The sequence below is a fragment of the Pseudomonas sp. GL93 genome (assembly GCF_003408955.1).
In the GTDB taxonomy this organism is placed as follows: domain Bacteria; phylum Pseudomonadota; class Gammaproteobacteria; order Pseudomonadales; family Pseudomonadaceae; genus Aquipseudomonas; species Aquipseudomonas paracarnis.
This window is the reverse complement of record NZ_NKRF01000061.1, coordinates 106,319-127,059: the sequence shown is the minus strand read 5'-3', so window position 1 is coordinate 127,059 and position 20,741 is coordinate 106,319. Positions and strand designations below refer to the sequence as shown.

Genomic DNA, 20,741 nt, shown 5'->3' with positions numbered 1-20,741 from the left:
ACACTTCTGAGCTTTTCATGGGCATCGCGACTGACGGCCAGCAACAGCTTCACATCCTGTACCGCGACCATCACGGCTGGCTGCAAGGCTGGTTACGAAAGCGTCTAGGCGACCGCGAACACGCCGCCGACGTGGCGCAGGACACCTTCCTGCGCCTGCTGGTTTCCGGTCGTTTCCCGGGTGACAAGGAAAGCCGCAGCTATTTGGCGCAGATCGCCCGCAACCTGGTGATCGACCAATGGCGCCGCCTGCGTATCGAGCGCGCTTACCTGGAAAGCATCGCGCACCTGCCCGAACCCGAGTCGCCGTCCCTGGAAACCCGTGCGCTCATTCTCGAAACCCTGATGCAGATCGACGCCATGCTCGACCGCATGCCCGACAAGGTGCGCCGTGCGTTTCTGCTGTCGCAGTTCGAAGGCTTGAGCTATGCGCAAATCGCCGAGCGCCTGGGCGTCACCGTCAGCTCGGTGCAGAAGTACATGACCCGGGCCCTCGTCGCCTGTTATCAGGTGGTCTACCCGCTTGCGCGAAAGCCCCGTCCTTCAGGGCAGGGATGGATAGCGTGGACGGCGGAGCCGTCCTGTTTTAGATTTTTAGTGGGGTGTTTGCTGCTGTTCGATGTACCGACGAATGATTTCTATAGGAGCACCACCGCAGCTATCAGCGAAGTAGGATGGTGACCATAGGGCTCCCTCCCACAACTTCTTGCGAATGGTTTGAAAATGCTTTTTTCGAACCATCCGGCTTGAGACGCCTTTCAAGCTGTTCATCAGCACCGAGACGGCGAGCTTACATGCAGTAAAAATGTGCAGTGTCGGCCGTGTCCAATATCGTGGTTATTGCTCATGGACCAAACTATAGTCGAGCGATGAAACGACTCCAGGCTTTTAAGTACGAACTGATGCCAGATGGTGGCCAAGAGCGGCAAATGCGCCGCTTTTCGGGTTCGTGCAGATTCGTTTTCAACAAGGCACTGGCGTTGCAGAAAGAACGCTACGAACGGGGTGAGAAAAAACTCGGCTATGCCGGGCTATGCAAGCAATTGGTTGAATGGAAACATCATCCAGAAACCCATTGGCTGTCTGGAACGCCATCTCAGGCGCTTCAGCAGACACTCAAAGATTTGGAACGTAGCTACGCTAATTTTTTTGCCAAACGAGCTGAGTTTCCGCGCTTTAAAAAGAAATGGAAATCTGCCAGTTTTCGTTACCCACAAGGGATGAAGATCGACGAAAGCAACAATCGTATTTTCCTGCCCAAGCTGGGCTGGATGCGTTACCGCAACAGTCGCGACCTTCTGGGCAAGGCAAAGAACATCACCATTAGCCAGTCTTGCGGCAAATGGTACGCGAGTATCCAGACGGAGCGCGAGGTAGAACAGTCATTCCCACAAGGCGATGCCGTAGGCATCGACTTGGGGATCACCCGGTTCGCCACGCTCTCAGACGGTACGTTCTACAAACCGCTCAACAGCTTCAGGCAACACGAAAGCCGCCGGCGCAAAGCGCAGCGAGTGCTGAGCCATAAGGTTAAATTCAGCAACAACTGGAAGAAAGCGAAAGCCCGCGTCCAGCGTATTCACAGCCATATTGGTAACGCTCGCCGTGACTACCTGCACAAGACCACATCCACCATCAGCAAAAACCACGCGATGGTGTGTGTCGAGGATTTGCAGGTTAGGAATATGTCCAAGTCAGCGGCAGGTGACAGCGAGCAGCCCGGCAAGAATGTTCGGGCCAAGTCCGGCCTGAACAAGTCCATCCTTGACCAAGGTTGGTTCGAGTTTCGGCGGCAACTGGACTACAAGTTGGCGTGGAATGGCGGCTACCTCGTTGCGGTCCCGCCGCACTACACAAGCCAGACCTGCCCATGCTGTGCTCATGTCTGCAAGGACAACCGGCAGACGCAGGCTCAGTTCCTATGTGTCGAGTGTGGTTTCGAAGAAAACGCCGATGTAGTCGGTGCGATCAATGTTTTAAGGGCGGGATACGCCCGGTTCGCCTGTGAAGTGAACGGTGCTGTCAGGCCGTCAGCAGCAGGAACCCACCGAGGTGAGTCACCCTTAACAGGCTGACCACGGTAGGAATCCCCTTCCTTTTCAGCTTGCCTGGTGAGGTACTGCGTAGCAGTCCTAGAGGTAGGGGAGGATATCAAGAAGAATGAAACACGATGCGCCCATCGCACCGGCAATTGTGGAGCAAGCCAGTGAGTGGCTGATGCTGCAATGGGGCGGCGAAATGCACGGTTACCGCTCGTCGCCAACCCGGTCACGGGCGTGCAAGACCAGCGCTACCTGCAACGCTTTGGGGTGGACGGGTCGCAGACCAACAAAGTGTTCGGCGTGGACAGCATCGCCCAAGCCGAATTCGACACGGGCGCGCTGTCCCATACCTTCATCGTTGGCCTGGACTACTACCATTCCAACTCGCAGTTCCATGGCCTGTATGACCGCAACCCGCCGATCATCGACCTGTTCAAACCGGTGTACGGCCAGCGCTTGAACTTCGGTCAACCCTACCGCTGGGATCGCACCATTACCCAGACCGGCCTGTATCTGCAGGACCAGATCAAGCTGGATAAATGGGTGCTGGTACTCGGTGGCCGCTACGACTGGGCGAATGTGGTGAACAAGGAGCCGATACAGGACACCCGCTTTGCCAGTAAAGACCAAGCGTTCACCGGCCGTGCGGGCCTGGTGTACCTGTTCGATAACGGCGTGTCGCCCTTCGTCAGCTATTCGGAATCCTTCCTGCCGCTGGCCGGCACCGATGCGAACCGAAAACCCTTCGAACCGTCCACCGGCAAACAGTACGAAGTCGGCGTGAAGTACCAGCCACCGGGCCAGAAGAGCTTCATCCAGGCCTCTGTGTACCAACTGGACCAGGAAAACGTGCTGACCACCAACCCGGTGGACACCACCTTCAGCACCCAAAGCGGCGCCCTGCGCTCGCGGGGGGTTGAACTGGAAGCCAAGGCCGTCTTGAGTGACGCCTGGGAAGTGGTCGCCTCAGCCGCGCGCAATGATGTCAAATACACCAAGGACAACGACGGCCGCCAGGGTCGCCACCCGGCCGGCATTTCCCCACTCACCGCCTCGATGTGGGTCAACTACACGGTGCTCGGCGACACGCCATTGGCGGGGCTGGGTGCAGGGCTTGGCGTGCGTTATGCCCGTCAAAGCCTGGGTGACTACTACGAAGGCGCCTTCAACGTGCCGTCCTACAGCGTCTACGATGCGAGCCTGAGCTACGACCTGGGCGCCTCGCCGCTCAAGCTCAAGGGCGTGAAACTGGCGATGAACGTGCAGAACCTCACCAACAAGACCTACGTCTCGCAGTGCACCAGTGATTTGGATTGCTACTACGGGGAAGGACGCACGGTGGTATCGAGCCTGACGTACGATTGGTAACTAAGCGTTTACGTGATATTTGCCGCGGCGCGCACCCGTCAAGGGTGCGCTCTGTTGCCGCCCGAGATCTTTGACTCTACACCAGGTCCGCTGCAAATCGTGTACACACATTGGAAAGCATGCGCACATCGGCACCGCTACAGCCTGCCGCTTCGAAAAAGCCGGAGGCTTCTCGCACGACGGCATACATATCCGTGACGATGGACCTTGCTTCCTCCGCCCCCAACCCAAAGCGTTCAGGCGTACTCAGCAAATTGCTGACAGACGATACCCTGCCTTCATTCCCGATGATCAACGCCTGCAAGCCTAGTTGCGTGGGGTGGGGCAACACGTCAAATACTGGCGCAAGGGAATAGCCCGAGGCGCTGGTCAACAGCAGTCCGGTTTGTTTCAGGTGGTCGTCGCTATTGCCGATCAGCACATTGAAGGCCATACGCTTGTAAAGCTCACGCATGTCAAAGGTGGCATCGTCGCAGACCTTCTTCAACACATCGGCGATCCTGGAATAGGAAACGGCACCGTCAGCCGCATCAACCCGCATTCTCGGCTTCTCAGTGCTTACCAAAGAGTTGCAGCTGACATAGTGCTCGCGACCAGCGCCTTCATGTCGGTCAAAACGCTCGACCATCAAAACCGGTTTGCCGGCGACCTCTACCAACTTGTGCCCGGCTGCGGGTAGACCTGCCGCATCCGCCATTTGAAGGCTGGCAAATTCAGCACGTGGTTGATCGAAAACATCGTCGCTACGGCCGAATTTAGCGATCCATTCCTTGCCTTCGTGAGTCACGGTGACCTTCGGCCTGGCGCCGCCCATGGAGCTTCCAAACTCGAATAGCCGTGCGATTTCCACGGGCAGGTCGACGTCACCCTTCTCGACTCGATCAAGGCCCACCATGATTTTCTCAAGGTCTTCAAATTGCGGGGGTTGGTGCAGAGTCGGCAACAGGTTTCTTGACGCACTGAACAGCAGGCAGCCCACTCCCGCACCCCGCGAAGCAAGGAGCCATTCAACTTCGTTTTGTGGATGCTGTTTGTGGGTCGCCAGTAGAACACGCCGACCCCAATTGTCGGGCGTTGCGTCGTCGAGCACACCAAACATGCGTGTCGAGGAATACTGGTTAGGGGTCAGTGGCAGGCTAAGCGGGTCAATCGCAAATGCGTCGGGCCGCGCGAGCCAACTGTTAGCGTAGCGAAAAACGAATCCATTCCCATGCATGGCCACTTCGCCCACTGGGACCGGGTCACCGACGCAGTGAGCTGAAAAGACAAAGGCATTACCAATCGGCTTCCAGGACATCGGATTCTCCTTCAGTGCGAATTCGCTCAGGCTCACGGGCGAGGCTCATGGTAATCCCAACCAGGTCAAGTTCTGGTGACGCAATGCTCGCCATACCTTCTTCCAGGTCCATCGCGCTAAGCACATTCATCAGCACGCCGAGGGATACGCCGGCCTCGCCCTGTCTCAGCCGCTGATACGTCTGCCGTGTAATGCCCGCCCGGCTGCATATGGTCGAGATTTTCAACCGGCGACGAATGCGGGCTATTTCGATACCGTTCCCGATACCTCTCATCAGTTCAGCGCTTCTCTCTGAGATATACCCTTTGTGGGGGTATGGCTTGCCTATTTCCTGCATGATATATCACCCCTTAAAGCAGTAAGGGCAACTTATATCATCCAAGTCGCTAAGACCACACGCAAGAAAACCGGTTTGATAGACGGTTTTTTCCATGTTTGGAAGATTCAAGGGTTCTGCAAAAACACCACATACCCCCGAAACCACTCATTCCCTTGCAAATACCCTGGCGCCTCCCACTCGCCGCCTTGAATCAAACCGATCTTGAACGGAACTCCCATTCGGTTCATTCGTGGCAGGTACGCCGCATAATCCTGGATGCTGTGCCGTCCTTGATACGTCTGCACCACCACTTCGTCCACCACGCCTTTGAGCTGGGCGATGGCGGCCGGGTCGGCGTTGCTGCTCCAGTCCATCAGGCCGGTGATGCTTAACCGCAGGTCGGCAGGCAGGCGTCGGCGCAGGTCGCGCAGGAAGTCGGCGTATTCGTGCAGGTATTGGGTGCGGGCATCGAAGTCGATCTGGATACCGATCACCGGGTTGCCGGCGTCACGCCAGCGTTGCACCTGGCCAAGCACTTGGGTGTAGACCCGTTCCGGCCAGCGCAGGGTGTGGGCGCGGTACACCACCCAGACGTGGCCTTGGGTAAGGCGCGGCACGCTCATGCCTTGGGCGATCAATTGCACGCCGCGCTGGGGAGCGCGGCGGGTGGCGTTGATCTGGCCTTGCAGGATGTACAGGGTTTTTGCCTGCTTGATTACCGGCTGGGGCGCGACGCCACTCCACAGCCAGAAGGCGTCATAGTCGCGGGCGTCGACGGCGCCGAAAGCCGGGCTTGCCAGCAACAACAAGCCCAGCCACAGCGACTTCACCAGTAGTACTGCAGCGATTTGCCCCACTGGGTATCGGCAAAACCGGTTTTGAGTTGGCGGAACCAGGCTTTGCGCACCGCTGGCGCAACATCTTCGCCGCCGCAGCTGTTGTAGCCGGCCGGCGCGTAGCAGTTGATGGCGCGGAACAACGCGTAGGCCTTGTCGGTTTTCGGCGCCTTGGCGTTGGCGATCACCTGTTTGTAGCCGTCCAGGCGCGAGAAGGTTTCACCCTTGAAGTCCGAGTCGGTACTGCCCAGGCTGCCGGCGGCGCGCGGTTGTTCCAACGGCATGCCGTCCAGGCCGTTGCGCAGGATGAATTCACCGAAGCAGTTCAGCGCGTGCGGGTTTTTGGCCTCGTTCTGCAAGGTCGTCGCGGTTTGCGCGATGCTTGGGCAGGCGTAGCCGGATTCGGCCTTGTCGCCGTTCCATTGGAACAGCTTCAAGGTTTGGCCGCTGGTATAGGTGTAGCCCAGGCTGGTGCCGAGTTTGTCGTCAGAGAGCGAGGCCTGCTTGAGGTCATCGGCGAAGGTGGCGTACTGGCCGCGCAGCAGGTCTTTGTAGAGGAGTACGAATTGCGCGCTCTGACGCTCGATCGGGTCGCTGGCGTTGGCGATCTGCTGGCGCAGTAGGTCGGGGCCGGCGACGTTGCGCAGCAGGATGTAGCGCACTTGCTTGGCGCTGATCGGCGAGTCGGCAGCGAACACCTTGGCCAATTGGCCGCTGCGCTCGTAGTTCATGGCCAGGGCCAGCTCCAGTTGGTCGCGTTGCAGCGGTTGCTTGGCCAGCGGTAGCAGTTGCAGCCACAGGGCTTCGGCGGCCTTCCAGTCCTGCTTGGCCTCCAGGGCGAGGGCGCGCAGGGTCTGTTGGCTGAAGGCGAAGTAATCCAGGCTCGATGGCACATCCGCCGGCAGGTGCTTCAAGGCCGCGTCGGGTTGGTGTTCGACGTACAGGGCATAGCTCGCTTGCAGGAAGTCAAACAGCGCCGGCTCAGTGGCGAAGGTGCTCTTTTGCTTATCCAGGTCTTCGCGGCTCAACAGCGGCGGGGTGTGAGCGCGCATCGCCATCAGGTCGCTGACCACTTGCAGCATCGGGCTGTTCGCCGCTTGGTTGCCGACCATCAACAACTTGAGGTCAGCCTCTTCCACCAGTTCGTCCACGCTCACATTGCGCTGGGCGTCGGTGGCCTCGGTGAATTGCCAGGTGAAGTCTTCGGCAAGCTTGGCGTCGTCGTTCGCCAGCCAATGCACGCGGCGCAGCAGGCCACGGGCGGATGCAACGTAATCGCCCTGTGGATAATGTTTCAGGTAACTGAGAAAACCTTCTTCGGCATCGCTCAAGGCCGACTTATCCACATGCTCGCGTTGCGGCATGCCGTATTCGTCGAATGCTTCGGCCTGGGCCTGATTCAGCGACGTACGCGCAGTCATGTACAGTGCCGTTTCCTTCAGCCATGGCACATCGCTGGTGGCAGCAGCGGCGAACCCGCGCTCGGCATAATCGAAGCGCCCGCTATAGAAATCGCCGGCGGCCTGCAAATAGGTGCGGAACAACTGGGCGTTGGCCGACGGGGTCAGCTGCGCGTCCACTACCTGACGGCTCCAATCACAGGTGGTCAGCAACTGCAGGCGTGCTTTTACCAACACATCGCGCTCGGCGGGCGGCATCTGGGCCTTGATCACCTGGCTGATAAACGCCGTGGCGCTGTCATCGTCATTGCTGCGGCAGCGGCTGCCTTCGCCATTCAGGAAGGCTTCGCCTGCGGTCTTGTACTCCTCGCGCTTGATGCCCAGGGGCTGGAGCAGCGTGTCGAGTTCGGCTGTGCGTGAATCGTCAGCCTTGTTGTCAGGCTCCTCATTCGTGGCCGGAACCGGCACCAGGCGGTACACCGGAAACGGCACCGGGCCGAACCCTTGCGCCAAATCGTCTTCGCCTAAGGCATTGGGGGCCAGGGGCGCGGCTTTTTTGTCGGCCAGCAACAGGCGCAGGTTCACCCGGCTGTCGTTACCAGGGCTGAGAAACGGCTGGTTGCTGCACGGCTCGTAGCTGTCACGCGATACCCGCCAGTCGGGGTAGCACGAGTCGTCAGAACTGGCCTGGGCCGGTAGGGAAAAACCGGCCAGCAGGGCCAGGGCCAGAGGTGACAGCAAACCGATGCGCATAACGTTTCCTTGATCCTGAGTCCTTGGAGAAGGGGCAATAATAGCCTGATCCGACGAGTGCTTCGCTGAAGGCCTACACAAATTGCTGATTTGTCCGATTCCAGCGGCGAGGCCAGGGCTTTTGGCCTAGAGTGGCGGTGTTTGCGCATAGGCAAGCAGGGTCATGCCGGGAGAATTTGAGGTGCGTCGGTCTGTGGTAGAGCAAAACGAAAAAGTTGGAGCATTGCCGACCTTCCATCGCTTGACCTGGGAAGGTGCCGGCTGGCTCAGCCGTCTGTGGTGGGTACCGATCCTGGCGCTGGCCATGGCCCTGCGGTTTTACCACCTCACCTCGGCGGCGATCTGGGGCGACGAAGGCTCAAGCCTGTTACTCAGCGAATACGCCCTGGCCGACCTGTGGTTTCACGCGGCCCATGATGTGCACCCGCCGCTGTATTTCTTGCTGCTGCGCGGTTGGATCGAGGTGTTCGGCGATAGCATCGGCTCGATTCGCAGCCTGAGTGCAATCCCCGGTGTGGCCGTAGTGGGCCTGGGCATCTGGCTGACACGGCAACTGTCCACCCGACGCTCGGCCGTGCTGGCGGGTATCCTGCTGGCGCTGTTGCCGACGGCGGTGCGCTACAGCCAGGAAGTGCGCATGTATTCGCTGCTGGGCGTGTGGTTAATGGGCGCCACGCTGGCGCTGGTGTACTGGGTGAGGCAGCCTGAACGCGCGCGTTATTTGGCTGTGTATGTGCTGTTGATGAGCGCCGGGTTCTATACCCACTACTTCACCGCGCTGTGCGTGCTGGTGCATTGGGCGTATCTGGGATTGCAGGCGCCAGCTCAACGCTTGATTACGCGACCTGCCTGGTGGGCCGCCAACATAGCGATAGTGTTGTTGTATTTGCCCTGGCTGCCCAACCTGCTGGACCTGGTGCAGCACGTCGAACAGCTCAAAGTCGGCGGCGACATTGGTTGGGAAGAGCCGGTCAATCTGCTGTCGCTGCCGTCGATGGTCTGGCAGTTCCTGTTGCAGGATGACGGTCTCGGCCTGTGGTCGCCGCTGTTCTGGCTGTTCCCCCTGCTGCTGGCCGTGGTGGTTGTTCTGGAGGCCTGGCGCAACCGCGCGGCGCGCCTGCCGGCACTGTTTTGCCTGCTGCCGCTGCTGCTGGTCTATGGCGTGTCCTTTATCTCGCCAGTGTTTATCGAGCGCTACCTCACGGTGTATGCGTTAGGCCTGCCGATAGTCCTGGCACTTGCCATCGACCGTTTGCCGTCCCGTTTGTCCTGGCTGGGCGTGGCGTTGTTCGCACTGTTTGTTGGCGTAGAACTGTTGGGGTTAAAGAACAACTTCGAGGTAGATGAGCACGACCAATTCAACGTGCCGGTGGAGTTCGTCAATCGCAATTACCAGGAAGACGACCGCATCGTCCTCAGCGACATGATGTGGTACCTCAGCTACGTGTACTACGACGAAACTGACGCCCAGTTGCAGCTCCACACCCCGCCCAAACCCGACGGCACGTCGACCCGGCCAAATGCCTACGGCTTCGGCACCCTGGTAGATCAGGATGGCGGGCGCATCTATCTGGATTCTTTATCGGCATTACCGGCCAATACCCGGCGCGTATGGCTGATCAGCAGCAATGAAGCACCGGACGACTTCGCCCCGCTCCCCGAAGGTTGGCGCGAGCTCAGTCGCCAGGACGGCGGTGGCGCACGGGCGCGTCTGTTCGTGCTGTGCAAGGTGCCGGCGCCGCAACCTGAGGGTTGCCGCTAGACTCGATTAACCCTTCTCTATCAGGAGCTCATCATGGAATCGCCAGTGCATAGCTTGCCGTCGTTGTTCAAACAGCTTGGGTTGGAAGATGACCCGGTCAGCATTGATCAGTTTGTGGCCGCTCATTCGCCGCTCAAGCCGGAGTTGAAATTGGCGGAGGCGTTCTTCTGGACAGATAGCCAGAAGGCGTTTTTGCGTGAGGAAATTCTGGAGGATGCGGATTGGGCGGAGGTGGTGGATGAGTTGAACCTGATGTTGCGGGGTGGGCGAGGGGTGCAAAAAACTTAGCCGTTACGCTAAAACTTGAAAAAATCTGGGCTTTAATCGCTTCAGTGAGCTTTTTCTGAGGTTACGCGATGTCTTTGGTCGGTTATGCCCATCTCCATCAGTCCCTTGGGCTGAAAAATAGCCCGGACATCCGACGCTGATCCAAATGTGGGAGGGGGCTTGCTCCCGATGAGGGCGTGTCAGTAAATGCATCTGTGGCTGGCCCATCGCAATCGGGAGCAAGCCCCCTCCCACATTCGTTCTGCAGTGTTGCTGCTGAATCGCTCCACCCATCGATAAATTGTTTCAAAACTTGACGGCTCTTCCTCCCTCCACCATATTAATAGTTAGCAAACTAACTGTATGCGAACTATCCAGTGTCTCAATCCCTCGAACAACTTCAGATGAACCTGAGCAGCAGCATGGTGGTGGGCGCCCGTAACTGGCGCAAGATCTGCCAGACCACGCTGGTGAGCTATGGCATCTCCGAAGCCTGCGCCGTGCCGTTGTTGATGATCGGCCGCCTGGGTGACGGCGTGCACCAGGTCAAAGTAGCCCAGGCCTCCGGCATGGAGAGCCCGTCACTGGTGCGCCTGCTCGATCGTCTGTGCGGCGACGGCTATGTGTGCCGCACCGAAGACATTCACGACCGCCGCGCCAAGGCCCTGAGCCTCACCGAGCGCGGCCGTGAACTGGTGCAGGCGGTAGAAGCCCAACTGGTTCGCCTGCGCAAGGAAGTCCTTGTGGATATCGCGCCCACCGACCTGGAAGCCGCACTGCGCGTACTGCGCGCCTTCGAAGCGGCCGAGGCTGTGTCGCCTTGAACGGATTTTTTACCGGCTTCCCGCCTGCCCGCGACTGGTTCTACGGGGTGCGTACCTTCGCTGCGTCGATGATTGCGCTGTATATCGCCATGCTGATGCAAATGCCACGTCCGTACTGGGCGATGGCCACGGTGTATATCGTTTCCAGCCCGTTTGTCGGGCCCACCAGTTCCAAGGCTTTGTACCGCGCCATTGGCACCTTCATGGGCGCGGCGGCGGCGGTGCTGTTTGTGCCGATGTTCGTGCAGTCGCCTTACCTGTTGGTGGTGGTGGTCGCGTTATGGACGGGCACCTTGCTGTTCCTCTCCATGCACCTGCGCACGGCCAATAATTACGCCCTGATGCTGGCCGGCTACACCTTGCCGCTGATTGCCTTGCCGGTGGTGGATAACCCCTTGGCGGTCTGGGATGTGGCGGAGGCGCGTACCGAAGAAATTTTCCTCGGCATCGCGGTCGCGGCGGTGGTGGGCGCAATGTTCTGGCCACGGCGCCTGATGCCGGTGTTCGATGGCTCGGTGGCCAAGTGGTTCAGCGACGCCCAGGTCTACAGCCAGCGCTTTCTCAGCCGCAAGGTCGACCCGCAAGAAGTCAGCAACCTGCGCGGCGGCATGGTCGCCACCTTCAATACCCTTGAGTTGATGATCGGCCAACTGCCCCACGAAGGCGCGCGCCCGCAGACGGTGCGCAACACCAAGGAACTGCGCGGGCGCATGATTCATCTGCTGCCGGTAATCGATGCGCTGGATGACGCGGTGTACGCCATCGAGCATCGCGCACCGGAGTTTCTCGACCGGCTCAAACCGTTGCTGGAAGAAGCCAACGCCTGGCTACAAAGCACCACCGAACAAGCGCCGCTGGAACGCTGGCGCGTGCTGCGCGACAAGATCGACGCCGCTCAACCCCAGGGCGAAGCGCTGGATGAACGTCATACGTTGCTGTTCTCCAACGCCCTGTACCGCCTGGGCGAATGGGTCGACCTGTGGCAAGACTGCCGCAGCCTGCAAGCCGCCATTCAATGCGAAAGCCAGGACACCTGGCGCGCTGTTTACCGTCACTGGCGCCTGGGCCGGCTCACGCCATTCCTCGACCGTGGGCTGATGTTCTACTCGGCGTTTTCCACCGTCACCGCAATCATTGTCGCTTCGGTATTGTGGATTCTGCTGGGCTGGACCGACGGCGGCAGCGCCGTGATTCTGGCCGCCGTCGCCTGCAGCTTCTTCGCTTCGATGGACGACCCGGCGCCGCAGATCTACCGGTTCTTTTTCTGGACCGCCATGTCGGTGCTGTTCGCCAGCCTGTATCTGTTTCTGGTGCTGCCCAACCTGCATGATTTCCCCATGCTGGTGCTGGCCTTCGCCGTGCCGTTTATCTGCATCGGCACCCTTACGGTTCAGCCACGCTTCTACCTGGGTATGTTGCTGACGTTGGTCAATACGTCGTCCTTCATCAGTATCCAGGGCGCCTATGACGCGGACTTTCTCAACTTCGCCAACGTCAACCTGGCCGGGCCCGTGGGGCTGCTGTTCGCCTTTGTGTGGACCTTGATCGCCCGCCCCTTCGGCGCTGAATTGGCGGCCAAGCGCCTCACCCGTTTCAGCTGGCGCGACATCGTCAGCCTCACCGAGCCTGCCACCCTGGCCGAGCACCGACACATGGCTGCACAAATGCTCGACCGCCTGATGCAACACCTGCCGCGCCTGGCGCTCACCGGCCAGGACACTGGCATCGCTCTGCGCGACCTGCGCGTGGCGCTGAACCTGCTCGACTTGCTGGCCTACTCGCCACGCATCCTCGGTGTGCCACGGGTGTTGCTCAACCAGGTGGTGGAGGGCGTGGGCGGTTACTTCAAGGCCTGCCTGAAGGCGGGTGAACGCTTGCCCGCGCCCAGCGGTCTGCTGATGACCCTGGACCGCACGCGCCGCGCCCTCAACGGCCAGGGCCTGCAAGACGAAGACGACACCCGCCTGCACCTGCTGCACGCCTTGGCCGGCCTGCGCCTGGCGCTGTTGCCTGGTGTGGAATTCATTGGCGGCACGGAAATGGAAGCGCCGCTACCCGATGGAGCGCCTTTATGATCGGTGATCTGGATATCAGCGGGGTGTTCCTGCCCACGCTGCTGGTGCTGATGGGCATTACCTATGTGTTGTTTCTGGTGGTGCACGGGCTGTTGACGCGCATGCACTTCTATCGCCTGGTCTGGCACCGGGCATTGTTCAATGTGGGGCTGTACGCGCTGTTGCTGGGCGCGGTGGACTCACTCAGTCGATATCTGATGACATGAAAAAACCTTTTTTGACTATCGGCCGTGTCGTCCTGACGTTGTTGATCGTGAGTTTCGCGGTCGTCGTTGTGTGGCGCATGGTCATGTACTACATGTTTGCGCCCTGGACCCGTGACGGCCACATCCGTGCCGACATCGTGCAGATCGCCCCCGACGTGTCCGGGCTGATCCAACGCGTGGACGTGCGCGACAACCAGTTGGTGACCAAGGGCCAGGTGCTCTTCGCCGTCGACCAGGACCGCTTCAAGCTGGCCCTGCGCCAAGCCCAGGCCGCCGTGGCCGACCGCCAGGAAACCCTGGCCCAGGCCCAGCGCGAGTACAAGCGTAACCGTGGCCTTGGCAACCTGGTGCCCAGCGAGCAACTGGAAGAGAGCCAGTCCCGCGTCGCTCGCGCCCAATCGGCCCTGGCCGAAGCGCAAGTGACGGTCGACTCCGCCCAACTCAACCTCGACCGCTCGGTGATCCGCAGCCCTGTGGACGGTTACGTCAACGACCGCGCACCGCGTACCCAGGAATTCGTCACCGCCGGGCGCCCGGTGCTGTCGGTGGTGGACAGCAATTCCTTCCACATCGACGGTTATTTCGAAGAGACCAAACTCGACGGCATCCACGTCGGCATGGGCGTGGACATCCGTGTGATCGGCGACAACGCGCGCCTGCATGGCCACGTGCAGAGCATCGTCGCCGGTATCGAAGACCGCGACCGCAGCAGCGGCTCCAACCTGTTGCCCAACGTCAACCCGGCGTTCAGCTGGGTGCGCCTGGCCCAGCGGATCCCCGTGCGCATTGCCTTTGATGACGTGCCGGCGGACTTTCGCATGATCGCCGGGCGCACGGCGACGGTGTCGATCATTGACGATAAAGTTAAAGACGGGGACAAACCATGAAGCGGCTTCTGGCAACCGCTTCCCTGGGGTTGTTGCTGTCGGCCTGCCAAGTCGTAGGCCCGGATTACAAACTGCCGGAACAGGCCGCAGTCAACCGTGGCGACCTGCAAGGGCCGATCATGGGCGAGGGCAGCAATGTGGTCTCGGCGCCGGTGCCGGCCGATTGGTGGAAGCTGTACAAAGACCCGCGCCTGGACGAACTGGTGCGCCAGGCCATGGCCTCCAACACTGACCTGCGCGTGGCCGCCGCCAACTTGCAGCGTTCGCGTTACCAGGTGCAGCAGGCTGAATCCGCGGGTGGCTGGAGTGCCGGTGCCAAGGCCGAGGCCCAGCGCTTGCAGGAATCGGGAGAAGCATTTTTGCTGCCGGACAAAGTCCCGGTCGGCAACATCGGCAGCGTCGGCATCACCACGTCCTATCAGTTCGACCTGTTTGGCACCTTGCAGCGCGGCATCGAAAGCGCCAAGGCCAGCGCCGATGCAACCCAGGCGGCGGCCGACATCGCTCGCATCACCCTGGTGGCCGATGTGGTGCGTTCCTATACCCAGGTGTGCGCGGCCAACGAAGAGCTGGCGATTGCCAACGAATCCCTCGACCTGCAAGCGCAGAGCACCAAGCTGACCCAGCGCCTGCGGGATGCCGGGCGCGGCGACGAAACCCAGGTGACCCGCTCGCAAACCCAATACAAATCCCTGCGCGCCGACATTCCGCGCTATGAAGCCTCGCGTCAGGCGGCGCTGTTCCGGCTGTCGATGTTGCTGGCCAAACCTGTCGACCAACTGCCAGCCGGCACGGGCACCTGCGCCGAGCTGCCGCATATCGCTCAACTGCTGCCGGTAGGCGACGGCGCCACGCTGCTCAAACGCCGGCCTGATGTGCGCCAGGCTGAGCGCCAGTTGGCTGCCGCGACCGCACGTATCGGCGTGGCCCCCGGCGCGCTGTACCCGGATATCAGCATCGGCGCCACGATCGGCACCGTCGGCTTGCTGGAAAACCTCGGCACGCCTGCCACCAACCGCTGGGGCTTTGGCCCGATGATCAGCTGGACGGTACCGACCAACGGTGCCCGCGCCCGCGTGCATGAAGCTGAAGCCGCGACCCGGGGCGCCCTGGCCCACTTCGACGGCGTGGTACTCAACGCCATCCGCGAAACCCAGACCGGCCTGGCGCAATACACCGCGGTGTTGCAGCGCCGCGACGCCCTGGCCGAAGCCGAACAGTCGGCGAAAGAGGCGGCAGGCCAGACCCACCGCTTCTTCCAGGCCGGTCGCGAATCGTTCCTGGCCGACCTGCAAGCCACGCGCACCTACACCGATATGCGCGCCCAATTGGCGGCGGCCAACACCCAGGTTGCCATGAGCCAGATCGATCTGTTCCTGGCCCTGGGCGGCGGCTGGGAAAGCGGACGAACGCAAGGGGTAAAACCCGGCAAACCGTGAGGTGATTGCTATGCTTTGTCAGGTGAGGCGCCGTGACGTCTCACCCGACAAAGCTCGCGTTTGCTCATGGGGATTCCAATAATGAAAAACCCTTATGCTCCCGCTTTCTGGTGCGTGCTCTTCGCACTGGTATTGTTATCGGCCGCGTATTTCTACGGTGTCATGCTCGCCCATCAACTCGACAAGGCCATGGTGTTCCTGGACAGCGCCTGCCTGGTGATCGGCACCCTGTCCATCGGCGTGGTGGCCTGGGCGTCGTATCAAAACCAGCGGGTGAAGAAAAAACTCCTCGAACAGGGCAAGACCCGCGTGGCGATCTGGGATACCAAGGTTGCCCTGCGCCGCGTCGAAACCGTATTCGACCGTTATTTCTGGGGCAGTTACTGGCAGCCGGGGCGCACATTCCAGGAAGTCATGGGCGACCTCACCGGCACGCCGCTGGAAAAAAGCCTCGAAGTCCTGAAAAAACAATGCGTGCTGCTGGATCGACAGGTCGCAGACGGTAGGCACTGGCTCGATAACGCGCGGGAATTGTCCGATGTCGCCACGCAAATGGCCCGCGAGCGCTACCAACTGGATTTTTGCGACCCCAAGACCGACACCCCCGGCAATGCCGTGATACACCGCGAGTTCGAGGTGTTGGTGTACACCTGGACCGCACGCTTGAAGAGTTTTGATCACCAATTGGATGAAGTCGAACAGGAGTACTCCTGAACTCCTGCTGAACTGATCCCTCTGAAAGGCTGGGCCGTTTACGCCCGCCAGTGCTAATCTTCCCCAGCCTTTGGCCACACGGGCCACGACTGTAGGGGCGAGCTTGCTCGCGAAAGATGCCAACGATAACGCGTGCATTCTGGATAAACGCGGTGCCTATGCGTTCTTCGCGAGCAAGCTCGCTCCTACAGGAACCCCTTCGGGGTTCAAGGAAGACAGCCCACTTCTCACAGGATTTGATCAGGTCACTTCATGAATAAGCCAGCCGTTGTTTTCTTGGGTTTTGTTGTCGCCGTCGGCGCCGTCAGTGCGGGCGGTGCCTGGTACACCGGTAAACAACTGGAGCCGGTCCTGCAAACCGCTATCCAGAGTGCCAATAAAGAACTGCAGACCTCCATGGCCGGCGTCGACGGCCGCGTGACCCTGGAGCTGGTGTCCCTGGACCGTGGCGTGTTCAGCAGCACGGCGCACTATCGCCTCAAAGGCCAAGGCAGCGTGTTCGGCGAAGACAACCCGAACCCCGAATTGCTGTTCGTCGACCATATCGAACACGGCCCGCTGCCGTTCTCGCGCCTGGTGACGCTCAAGTGGCTGCCGGTCATGGCCACCAGTCACTACGAACTGGAAAAGAACCCCACCACCGAAAAATGGTTCGCCGCCAGCAAAGACGTGTCGCCGCTCAAAGGCGTGGCGAATATCGGCTATAGCCGCTCGGTCAGTGGCAACGTCGAATTGCTGCCCCTGGAATTCAAGGACGCCACCTCCTCGGTGAGCTTCTCCGGCGCCAACCTGAACTTCGACAGCAGCGCCGAAGGCCAGAAGGTCAAGGCCGAAGGCTTTATGAACAGCCTCAAAGTTGCCGCAGTGGACGCCGAAGGCGCACCGTTCGAAGCGGAACTGGCCGGCCTGACCGTGGCCAGCAACCTGGAAAAAACCAGCTTCGGTTTCTACACCGGCCAGAACACCGTGGAGCTGACCGACACCAAGGTCACCTTCGGCCCGCAGAAAGCCGTGCTGACCCTCAAGGGTTTCGAGCAGAAAGACTCCAGCGAAACCAAGGACAACAACCTGGCTGGCCGCGTCGACTACAAGATCGACGAGATCGGCTACCAGGGCAAAGCGGTAGGCTCGGCCGCCATGGCCGTGAGCATGAAGAACGTCGACATCCCGGCGATGCTGGTGCTGACCAAGCTCTACCAGGACAAGATGCAACCGGTGCAAGCCGCCGCCGCTGCCGGTCAACCGGTGCCGGAGCTGCAAATGACCGAAGCCGAGCAAGCCCTGGCCGAAGCCAACGTCAACCAGGTGCTGGCCGCCAAGCCGCAACTGGCCGTGGAAAACCTGTCGCTCAAAACCACCCGTGGCGAAAGCAAGTTCAACCTGGTGGTGGACCTGACCAAGCCAACGTCCATGGAACTGCCACCGGTTGAGCTGGGCAAGCAAATGGTCTCGCTGCTGGATGCCAACCTGACCCTGTCCAAGCCGATGATCAGCGACGTGGCAGCCCTGCAAGCCCAGGTGGGCGGGGTGACCGACCCGCAAGCCATCGAACAGCAATCGCAGATGGCGGCCGAGATGGTCAGCAGCATGGCGGTCGGCACTCAACTGGCGACCCTGGTGGGCACCGACGTGGTTTCCAAACTGCACTACGCCAACAACGAAGTGACTTTCAACGGCCAGAAGATGACCGTCGAGCAGTTCCTCAGCTTTGTGATGTCCAAAGCCGGTGCGGTCAGCGGCGCCCAATAAGCGTTGAAAATGCGGTAAAAAAATGTGGGAGCTGGCTTGCCTGCGATAGCATCGCCCCGGTCTGGCTGAACGACCGCGGTGCCTGCATCGCGGGCAAGCCCGGCTCCCACACAAGCCAGCTCCCACATTTGCTTCTGTGCAGGGCAAAAAAACCGATCGTACAATTCTGAACAATTGTTCGAAATTGTGCTTCCCCCTACTTCCCTAAGAGATAGTTCCTCCAGGAAAGCTAGGTCGGGTCCCGAGACGCCGACACCCTGATGCGTTTTGCTCAGGACCATCTATCGTTAGGGCTTTCCGTGTGTAAGGAAGCTCACGATATGCTGCGAAACCACCCCTACAGTGCCTCAGGCCGGTTGCGTCTGCTTATCGGGGCCGCCCTTTGCAGCCAATTGCTGGTTCCAGGCCTTGCGTTTGCCGACCCAGCCTACGACGCCCTGATCATCCAGGCCCGCAACGGTAACTTCACGCCGGCGCTGACCCAACTGCGCCAACTGCCCGCCGAACGCCAGACCCCAGGCCAGGTCAGTGACCACCTGGTGATCGCCGGCTGGGCCGGGCAAGACGCTGAAGTGCTCAAGGTTTACGAGGCGCAAGGAAAGCATCGCAACCTCACCACCCAGGCACTCGCCACGGTGGCGCGCACTTATCGCAATCAAAAGCAGTGGGCTCAGGCCGAAGCGGTCTATCGCCAGGCGCTTTTGCGTGAGCCGAATAATATCAATCTGCAATTAGGCCATGCCCTCACCCAGGCCGATGGCGGCAAAGCCAACGAGGCGGTGCAACGCTTGCGCACGATGGTGGCAGCGCAACCCAATGATCCGGACCGCCGCATGGCCCTGGGTTATGCGCTGACACGCGCCGGCTTGAATTACGACGCCTTGTTCGAGTTCGACCAAGCCTTTATCCGTGCCGGCGACAAGCCGGAAGTGGCCCGTGAATACATCGTCGCCCTGCAAAAGGCTCGCTTGCCCGAAGCTGCCCTGCGCCTGTCGGCCAAGCGCCCGGGCCTGGTGGACGCGGTCACCCAGCGCCGCCTGGAAGGCGACCTTGCCGCCGAGCGCGTGCGCATGGCCGAGTTCGCTACGCGTACCGAAAAAGAACGCTACGTCATCGCCGATCGCGCCTTGCAGGATTACGACAAGCTGATCAGCCGCTGGGCCCCGGACGCCACTGCCCACGACGACGTCGTGCGCTGGCGTATCGACCGGCTTGGGGCACTCAAGGCCCGTGCGCGCACCGCTGAGGTGATTCGCGAATACGAAGTGCTCACCGCCCAAGGCGTGCAGTTGCCGACCTACGCCGTGCGCTGGGTCGCCGCATCCTACCTCGACCAGCGCCTGCCGGAAAAAGCCGCGCCGCTGTATCGCCAGGCGCTGACTGCAGCGGATGCCGACGTCGGTGATCATGTCAAAGACAGCACCGCCCTGTTCTACGCCTTGTTGGAAAACGACCAGGTGGATGAGGCGCGTGCGGTCGCCACGCAGTTGGCCAGCACCGAAAAACCTCGGGTTGAACTCAAGGGTTTGCCTATCGGCAACCCTAACGACGAATGGATGGACGCCCAGCAATTGGCGGCCCAGGCCGGTACCTATGGCGCCGATCTGAATGCCAGCGAGCAAGCACTGGAAGACCTGGGGAGCAAAGCTCCCGGCAGCATCGGTGTACGTTTGGCACAGGCAGAAATGTACCGTGCCCGTGAATGGCCCAGACGCGCTGAAGACTCGCTCAAGGAGACCGAAAACCAGAGCCCCCGTGACATCGGGGTGGAAATGTCCCAAGGCTTCACCGCGTTGGACCTGCAGGAATGGCGGCAACTGGACCTGCTTACCGATGACGTCGTTGCCCGCGCCCCGGACAACCGCCAGGTACAGCGCCTCAAACGCTTGCGCGACGTCCACGACATGGCCGAAGTGCGGGTGGAAGCCTACACCGGTAAAAGCTTCGGTGGCGGTAACAACCAAGAGGCCGGCGCGGTGTCGGGTAGCCGTGACTGGGGCATAGAAAGCGTGATCTACACCCCGCCCATCGACGAGGACTGGCGCCTGTTTGCCGGTGTCGGTTATGGCACTGCCGATTTTGCCGAAGGCACCAGCCATCACCGCTGGCAGCGTGTGGGTGTGGAGCGGCGCACCCGCGACATGACCATCGAAGCCGAAGTGTCCAACCACTCCTATGGCGATGGCGCCAAACAAGGCGCGAGCGTGTCGATTGCCCGCGACATCAACGACCACTGGCAGTACGGCGGCAGCCTTGGCTACCTGCTCAACACCACACCGTTGCGGGCGTTGAATGAGGGTGTCACGGCCAACGGCGGCAGCGGGTTTATCCGCCGGCGCGCCAACGAAAGCCGCGAGTGGAAACTGGCCGTCAGCCCGTCGCATTTCAGCGATGGCAACGACCGCGTCGAAGCCTTGCTCACCGGCCGCGAAGGCATCTACAGCTCGCCCAAAGTGCAAGTAGAGCTGGGCCTGGAAGTTGGAGCCAGCCGCAACAGCAAGGAAGACACGATCTACTTCAACCCCAAGTCCGACTTCAGCGTGTTGCCCACCGTCAACGTCAACCATGTGCTTTATCACCGCTACGAAACCCAGTGGAGTCAGCAGTTCCAGCTCGGTGCGGGTACCTATAGCCAAAAGGATTACTCCACCGGCGGCGTCGGCTTGATCGGGTATGGCCAACGCTTTCGCTGGAATGACGTGCTGGAAGCCGGCGCCAACCTGAGCCTGGTCAGCCGACCTTACGACGGCGAGCGCGAACGCGATTTGCGCCTGCTCCTGGACCTCACTTACCGTTTCTAGAAG

At 60.6% G+C, this 20,741-nt stretch carries 15 protein-coding genes and 3 pseudogenes; 13 read left to right on the top strand and 5 right to left on the bottom strand.

Annotated elements, in window-relative coordinates; genetic code table 11:
- Positions 1-17: 17 nt before the first annotated feature.
- Positions 18-518 (top strand): annotated as a pseudogene (locus CER19_RS10705) (sigma-70 family RNA polymerase sigma factor); the annotation flags it as partial.
- 75 nt (positions 519-593) lie between these two features.
- Here the strand turns inward: CER19_RS10705 and tnpA are convergent.
- Positions 594-791: pseudogene (gene tnpA / locus CER19_RS10700) on the bottom strand (IS200/IS605 family transposase); the annotation flags it as partial.
- Between the two features lie 77 nt (positions 792-868).
- Between tnpA and CER19_RS10695 the strand changes: the two are divergent.
- Both CER19_RS10695 and CER19_RS10690 read left to right on the top strand, forming a co-directional pair.
- The gene (locus CER19_RS10695) at positions 869-2,074 is read left to right on the top strand and encodes an RNA-guided endonuclease TnpB family protein (RefSeq protein ID WP_116666394.1); all 1,206 of its coding nucleotides are present in this window, start codon (positions 869-871) and stop codon (positions 2,072-2,074) included.
- A gap of 163 nt (positions 2,075-2,237) precedes the next feature.
- Positions 2,238-3,409: pseudogene (locus CER19_RS10690) on the top strand (TonB-dependent siderophore receptor); the annotation flags it as partial.
- Positions 3,410-3,485: 76 nt separating this feature from the next.
- On the opposite strand, the gene CER19_RS10685 reads toward CER19_RS10690, so the two are convergent.
- From CER19_RS10685 to CER19_RS10670, 4 genes are all read right to left on the bottom strand, one after another.
- The gene (locus CER19_RS10685; protein ID WP_116666393.1) at positions 3,486-4,706 is read right to left on the bottom strand and encodes a type II toxin-antitoxin system HipA family toxin; all 1,221 of its coding nucleotides are present in this window, start codon (positions 4,704-4,706) and stop codon (positions 3,486-3,488) included.
- Complete coding sequence (locus tag CER19_RS10680) at positions 4,684-5,043, bottom strand: helix-turn-helix transcriptional regulator (protein ID WP_116666392.1); 360 nt, start codon at positions 5,041-5,043, stop codon at positions 4,684-4,686. Before CER19_RS10680 ends, CER19_RS10685 begins: the two co-directional genes overlap by 23 nt.
- A 107-nt stretch (positions 5,044-5,150) precedes the next feature.
- Complete coding sequence (locus CER19_RS10675) at positions 5,151-5,855, bottom strand: DUF3142 domain-containing protein (protein WP_116666391.1); 705 nt, start codon at positions 5,853-5,855, stop codon at positions 5,151-5,153.
- Positions 5,852-8,014: an outer membrane assembly lipoprotein YfiO gene (locus tag CER19_RS10670; protein WP_116666390.1), complete on the bottom strand. Its 2,163-nt coding sequence runs from the start codon at positions 8,012-8,014 to the stop codon at positions 5,852-5,854. Before CER19_RS10670 ends, CER19_RS10675 begins: the two co-directional genes overlap by 4 nt.
- Positions 8,015-8,195: 181 nt before the next feature.
- Here CER19_RS10670 and CER19_RS10665 point away from each other — a divergent pair, with 181 nt between their 5' ends.
- The 10 genes from CER19_RS10665 to pgaA all read left to right on the top strand — a co-directional run bounded on the left by CER19_RS10665 (position 8,196) and on the right by pgaA (position 20,738).
- Positions 8,196-9,776, top strand: coding sequence for a glycosyltransferase family 39 protein (locus CER19_RS10665; protein ID WP_116666405.1), 1,581 nt, complete (start codon positions 8,196-8,198; stop codon positions 9,774-9,776).
- A 33-nt stretch (positions 9,777-9,809) separates the two neighbouring features.
- Complete coding sequence (locus tag CER19_RS10660) at positions 9,810-10,064, top strand: DUF2789 domain-containing protein (protein ID WP_116666389.1); 255 nt, start codon at positions 9,810-9,812, stop codon at positions 10,062-10,064.
- A 383-nt stretch (positions 10,065-10,447) separates the two neighbouring features.
- Complete coding sequence (locus tag CER19_RS10655; protein WP_116666388.1) at positions 10,448-10,867, top strand: MarR family winged helix-turn-helix transcriptional regulator; 420 nt, start codon at positions 10,448-10,450, stop codon at positions 10,865-10,867.
- Positions 10,864-12,942 carry an FUSC family protein gene (locus tag CER19_RS10650; protein WP_116666387.1) on the top strand — a complete coding sequence of 693 codons (2,079 nt, stop codon included), beginning with the start codon at positions 10,864-10,866 and terminating at the stop codon, positions 12,940-12,942. The genes CER19_RS10655 and CER19_RS10650 overlap by 4 nt, the downstream gene beginning before the upstream one ends.
- Positions 12,939-13,148, top strand: a complete 210-nt coding sequence (locus tag CER19_RS10645; RefSeq protein ID WP_003187469.1) for a DUF1656 domain-containing protein — start codon at positions 12,939-12,941, stop codon at positions 13,146-13,148. The genes CER19_RS10650 and CER19_RS10645 overlap by 4 nt, the downstream gene beginning before the upstream one ends.
- Positions 13,145-14,035, top strand: coding sequence for an efflux RND transporter periplasmic adaptor subunit (locus CER19_RS10640; RefSeq protein ID WP_032878498.1), 891 nt, complete (start codon positions 13,145-13,147; stop codon positions 14,033-14,035). The genes CER19_RS10645 and CER19_RS10640 overlap by 4 nt, the downstream gene beginning before the upstream one ends.
- Positions 14,032-15,474, top strand: coding sequence for an efflux transporter outer membrane subunit (locus CER19_RS10635; RefSeq protein ID WP_116666386.1), 1,443 nt, complete (start codon positions 14,032-14,034; stop codon positions 15,472-15,474). Before CER19_RS10640 ends, CER19_RS10635 begins: the two co-directional genes overlap by 4 nt.
- Positions 15,475-15,555: 81 nt before the next feature.
- Positions 15,556-16,188, top strand: coding sequence for an NADH:ubiquinone oxidoreductase subunit N (locus tag CER19_RS10630; protein WP_116666385.1), 633 nt, complete (start codon positions 15,556-15,558; stop codon positions 16,186-16,188).
- Positions 16,189-16,440: 252 nt separating this feature from the next.
- Positions 16,441-17,937, top strand: coding sequence for a YdgA family protein (locus CER19_RS10625; protein ID WP_116666384.1), 1,497 nt, complete (start codon positions 16,441-16,443; stop codon positions 17,935-17,937).
- Between the two features lie 320 nt (positions 17,938-18,257).
- Positions 18,258-20,738 carry a poly-beta-1,6 N-acetyl-D-glucosamine export porin PgaA gene (gene pgaA / locus CER19_RS10620; protein ID WP_116666383.1) on the top strand — a complete coding sequence of 827 codons (2,481 nt, stop codon included), beginning with the start codon at positions 18,258-18,260 and terminating at the stop codon, positions 20,736-20,738.
- Positions 20,739-20,741 lie beyond the last annotated feature (3 nt).

What these genes read in the sequence shown, in the direction of transcription:
- CER19_RS10625 (WP_116666384.1), top strand. Translation starts at nt 16,441, where the DNA reads ATGAATAAGCCAGCCGTTGTTTTCTTGGGTTTTGTTGTCGCCGTCGGC.
- CER19_RS10630 (WP_116666385.1), top strand. Translation starts at nt 15,556, where the DNA reads ATGAAAAACCCTTATGCTCCCGCTTTCTGGTGCGTGCTCTTCGCACTG.
- CER19_RS10645 (WP_003187469.1), top strand. Translation starts at nt 12,939, where the DNA reads ATGATCGGTGATCTGGATATCAGCGGGGTGTTCCTGCCCACGCTGCTG.
- CER19_RS10640 (WP_032878498.1), top strand. Translation starts at nt 13,145, where the DNA reads ATGAAAAAACCTTTTTTGACTATCGGCCGTGTCGTCCTGACGTTGTTG.
- CER19_RS10670 (WP_116666390.1), bottom strand. Translation starts at nt 8,014, where the DNA reads ATGCGCATCGGTTTGCTGTCACCTCTGGCCCTGGCCCTGCTGGCCGGT.
- CER19_RS10635 (WP_116666386.1), top strand. Translation starts at nt 14,032, where the DNA reads ATGAAGCGGCTTCTGGCAACCGCTTCCCTGGGGTTGTTGCTGTCGGCC.
- CER19_RS10680 (WP_116666392.1), bottom strand. Translation starts at nt 5,043, where the DNA reads ATGCAGGAAATAGGCAAGCCATACCCCCACAAAGGGTATATCTCAGAG.
- pgaA (WP_116666383.1), top strand. Translation starts at nt 18,258, where the DNA reads ATGCTGCGAAACCACCCCTACAGTGCCTCAGGCCGGTTGCGTCTGCTT.
- CER19_RS10685 (WP_116666393.1), bottom strand. Translation starts at nt 4,706, where the DNA reads ATGTCCTGGAAGCCGATTGGTAATGCCTTTGTCTTTTCAGCTCACTGC.
- CER19_RS10655 (WP_116666388.1), top strand. Translation starts at nt 10,448, where the DNA reads ATGAACCTGAGCAGCAGCATGGTGGTGGGCGCCCGTAACTGGCGCAAG.
- CER19_RS10695 (WP_116666394.1), top strand. Translation starts at nt 869, where the DNA reads ATGAAACGACTCCAGGCTTTTAAGTACGAACTGATGCCAGATGGTGGC.
- CER19_RS10660 (WP_116666389.1), top strand. Translation starts at nt 9,810, where the DNA reads ATGGAATCGCCAGTGCATAGCTTGCCGTCGTTGTTCAAACAGCTTGGG.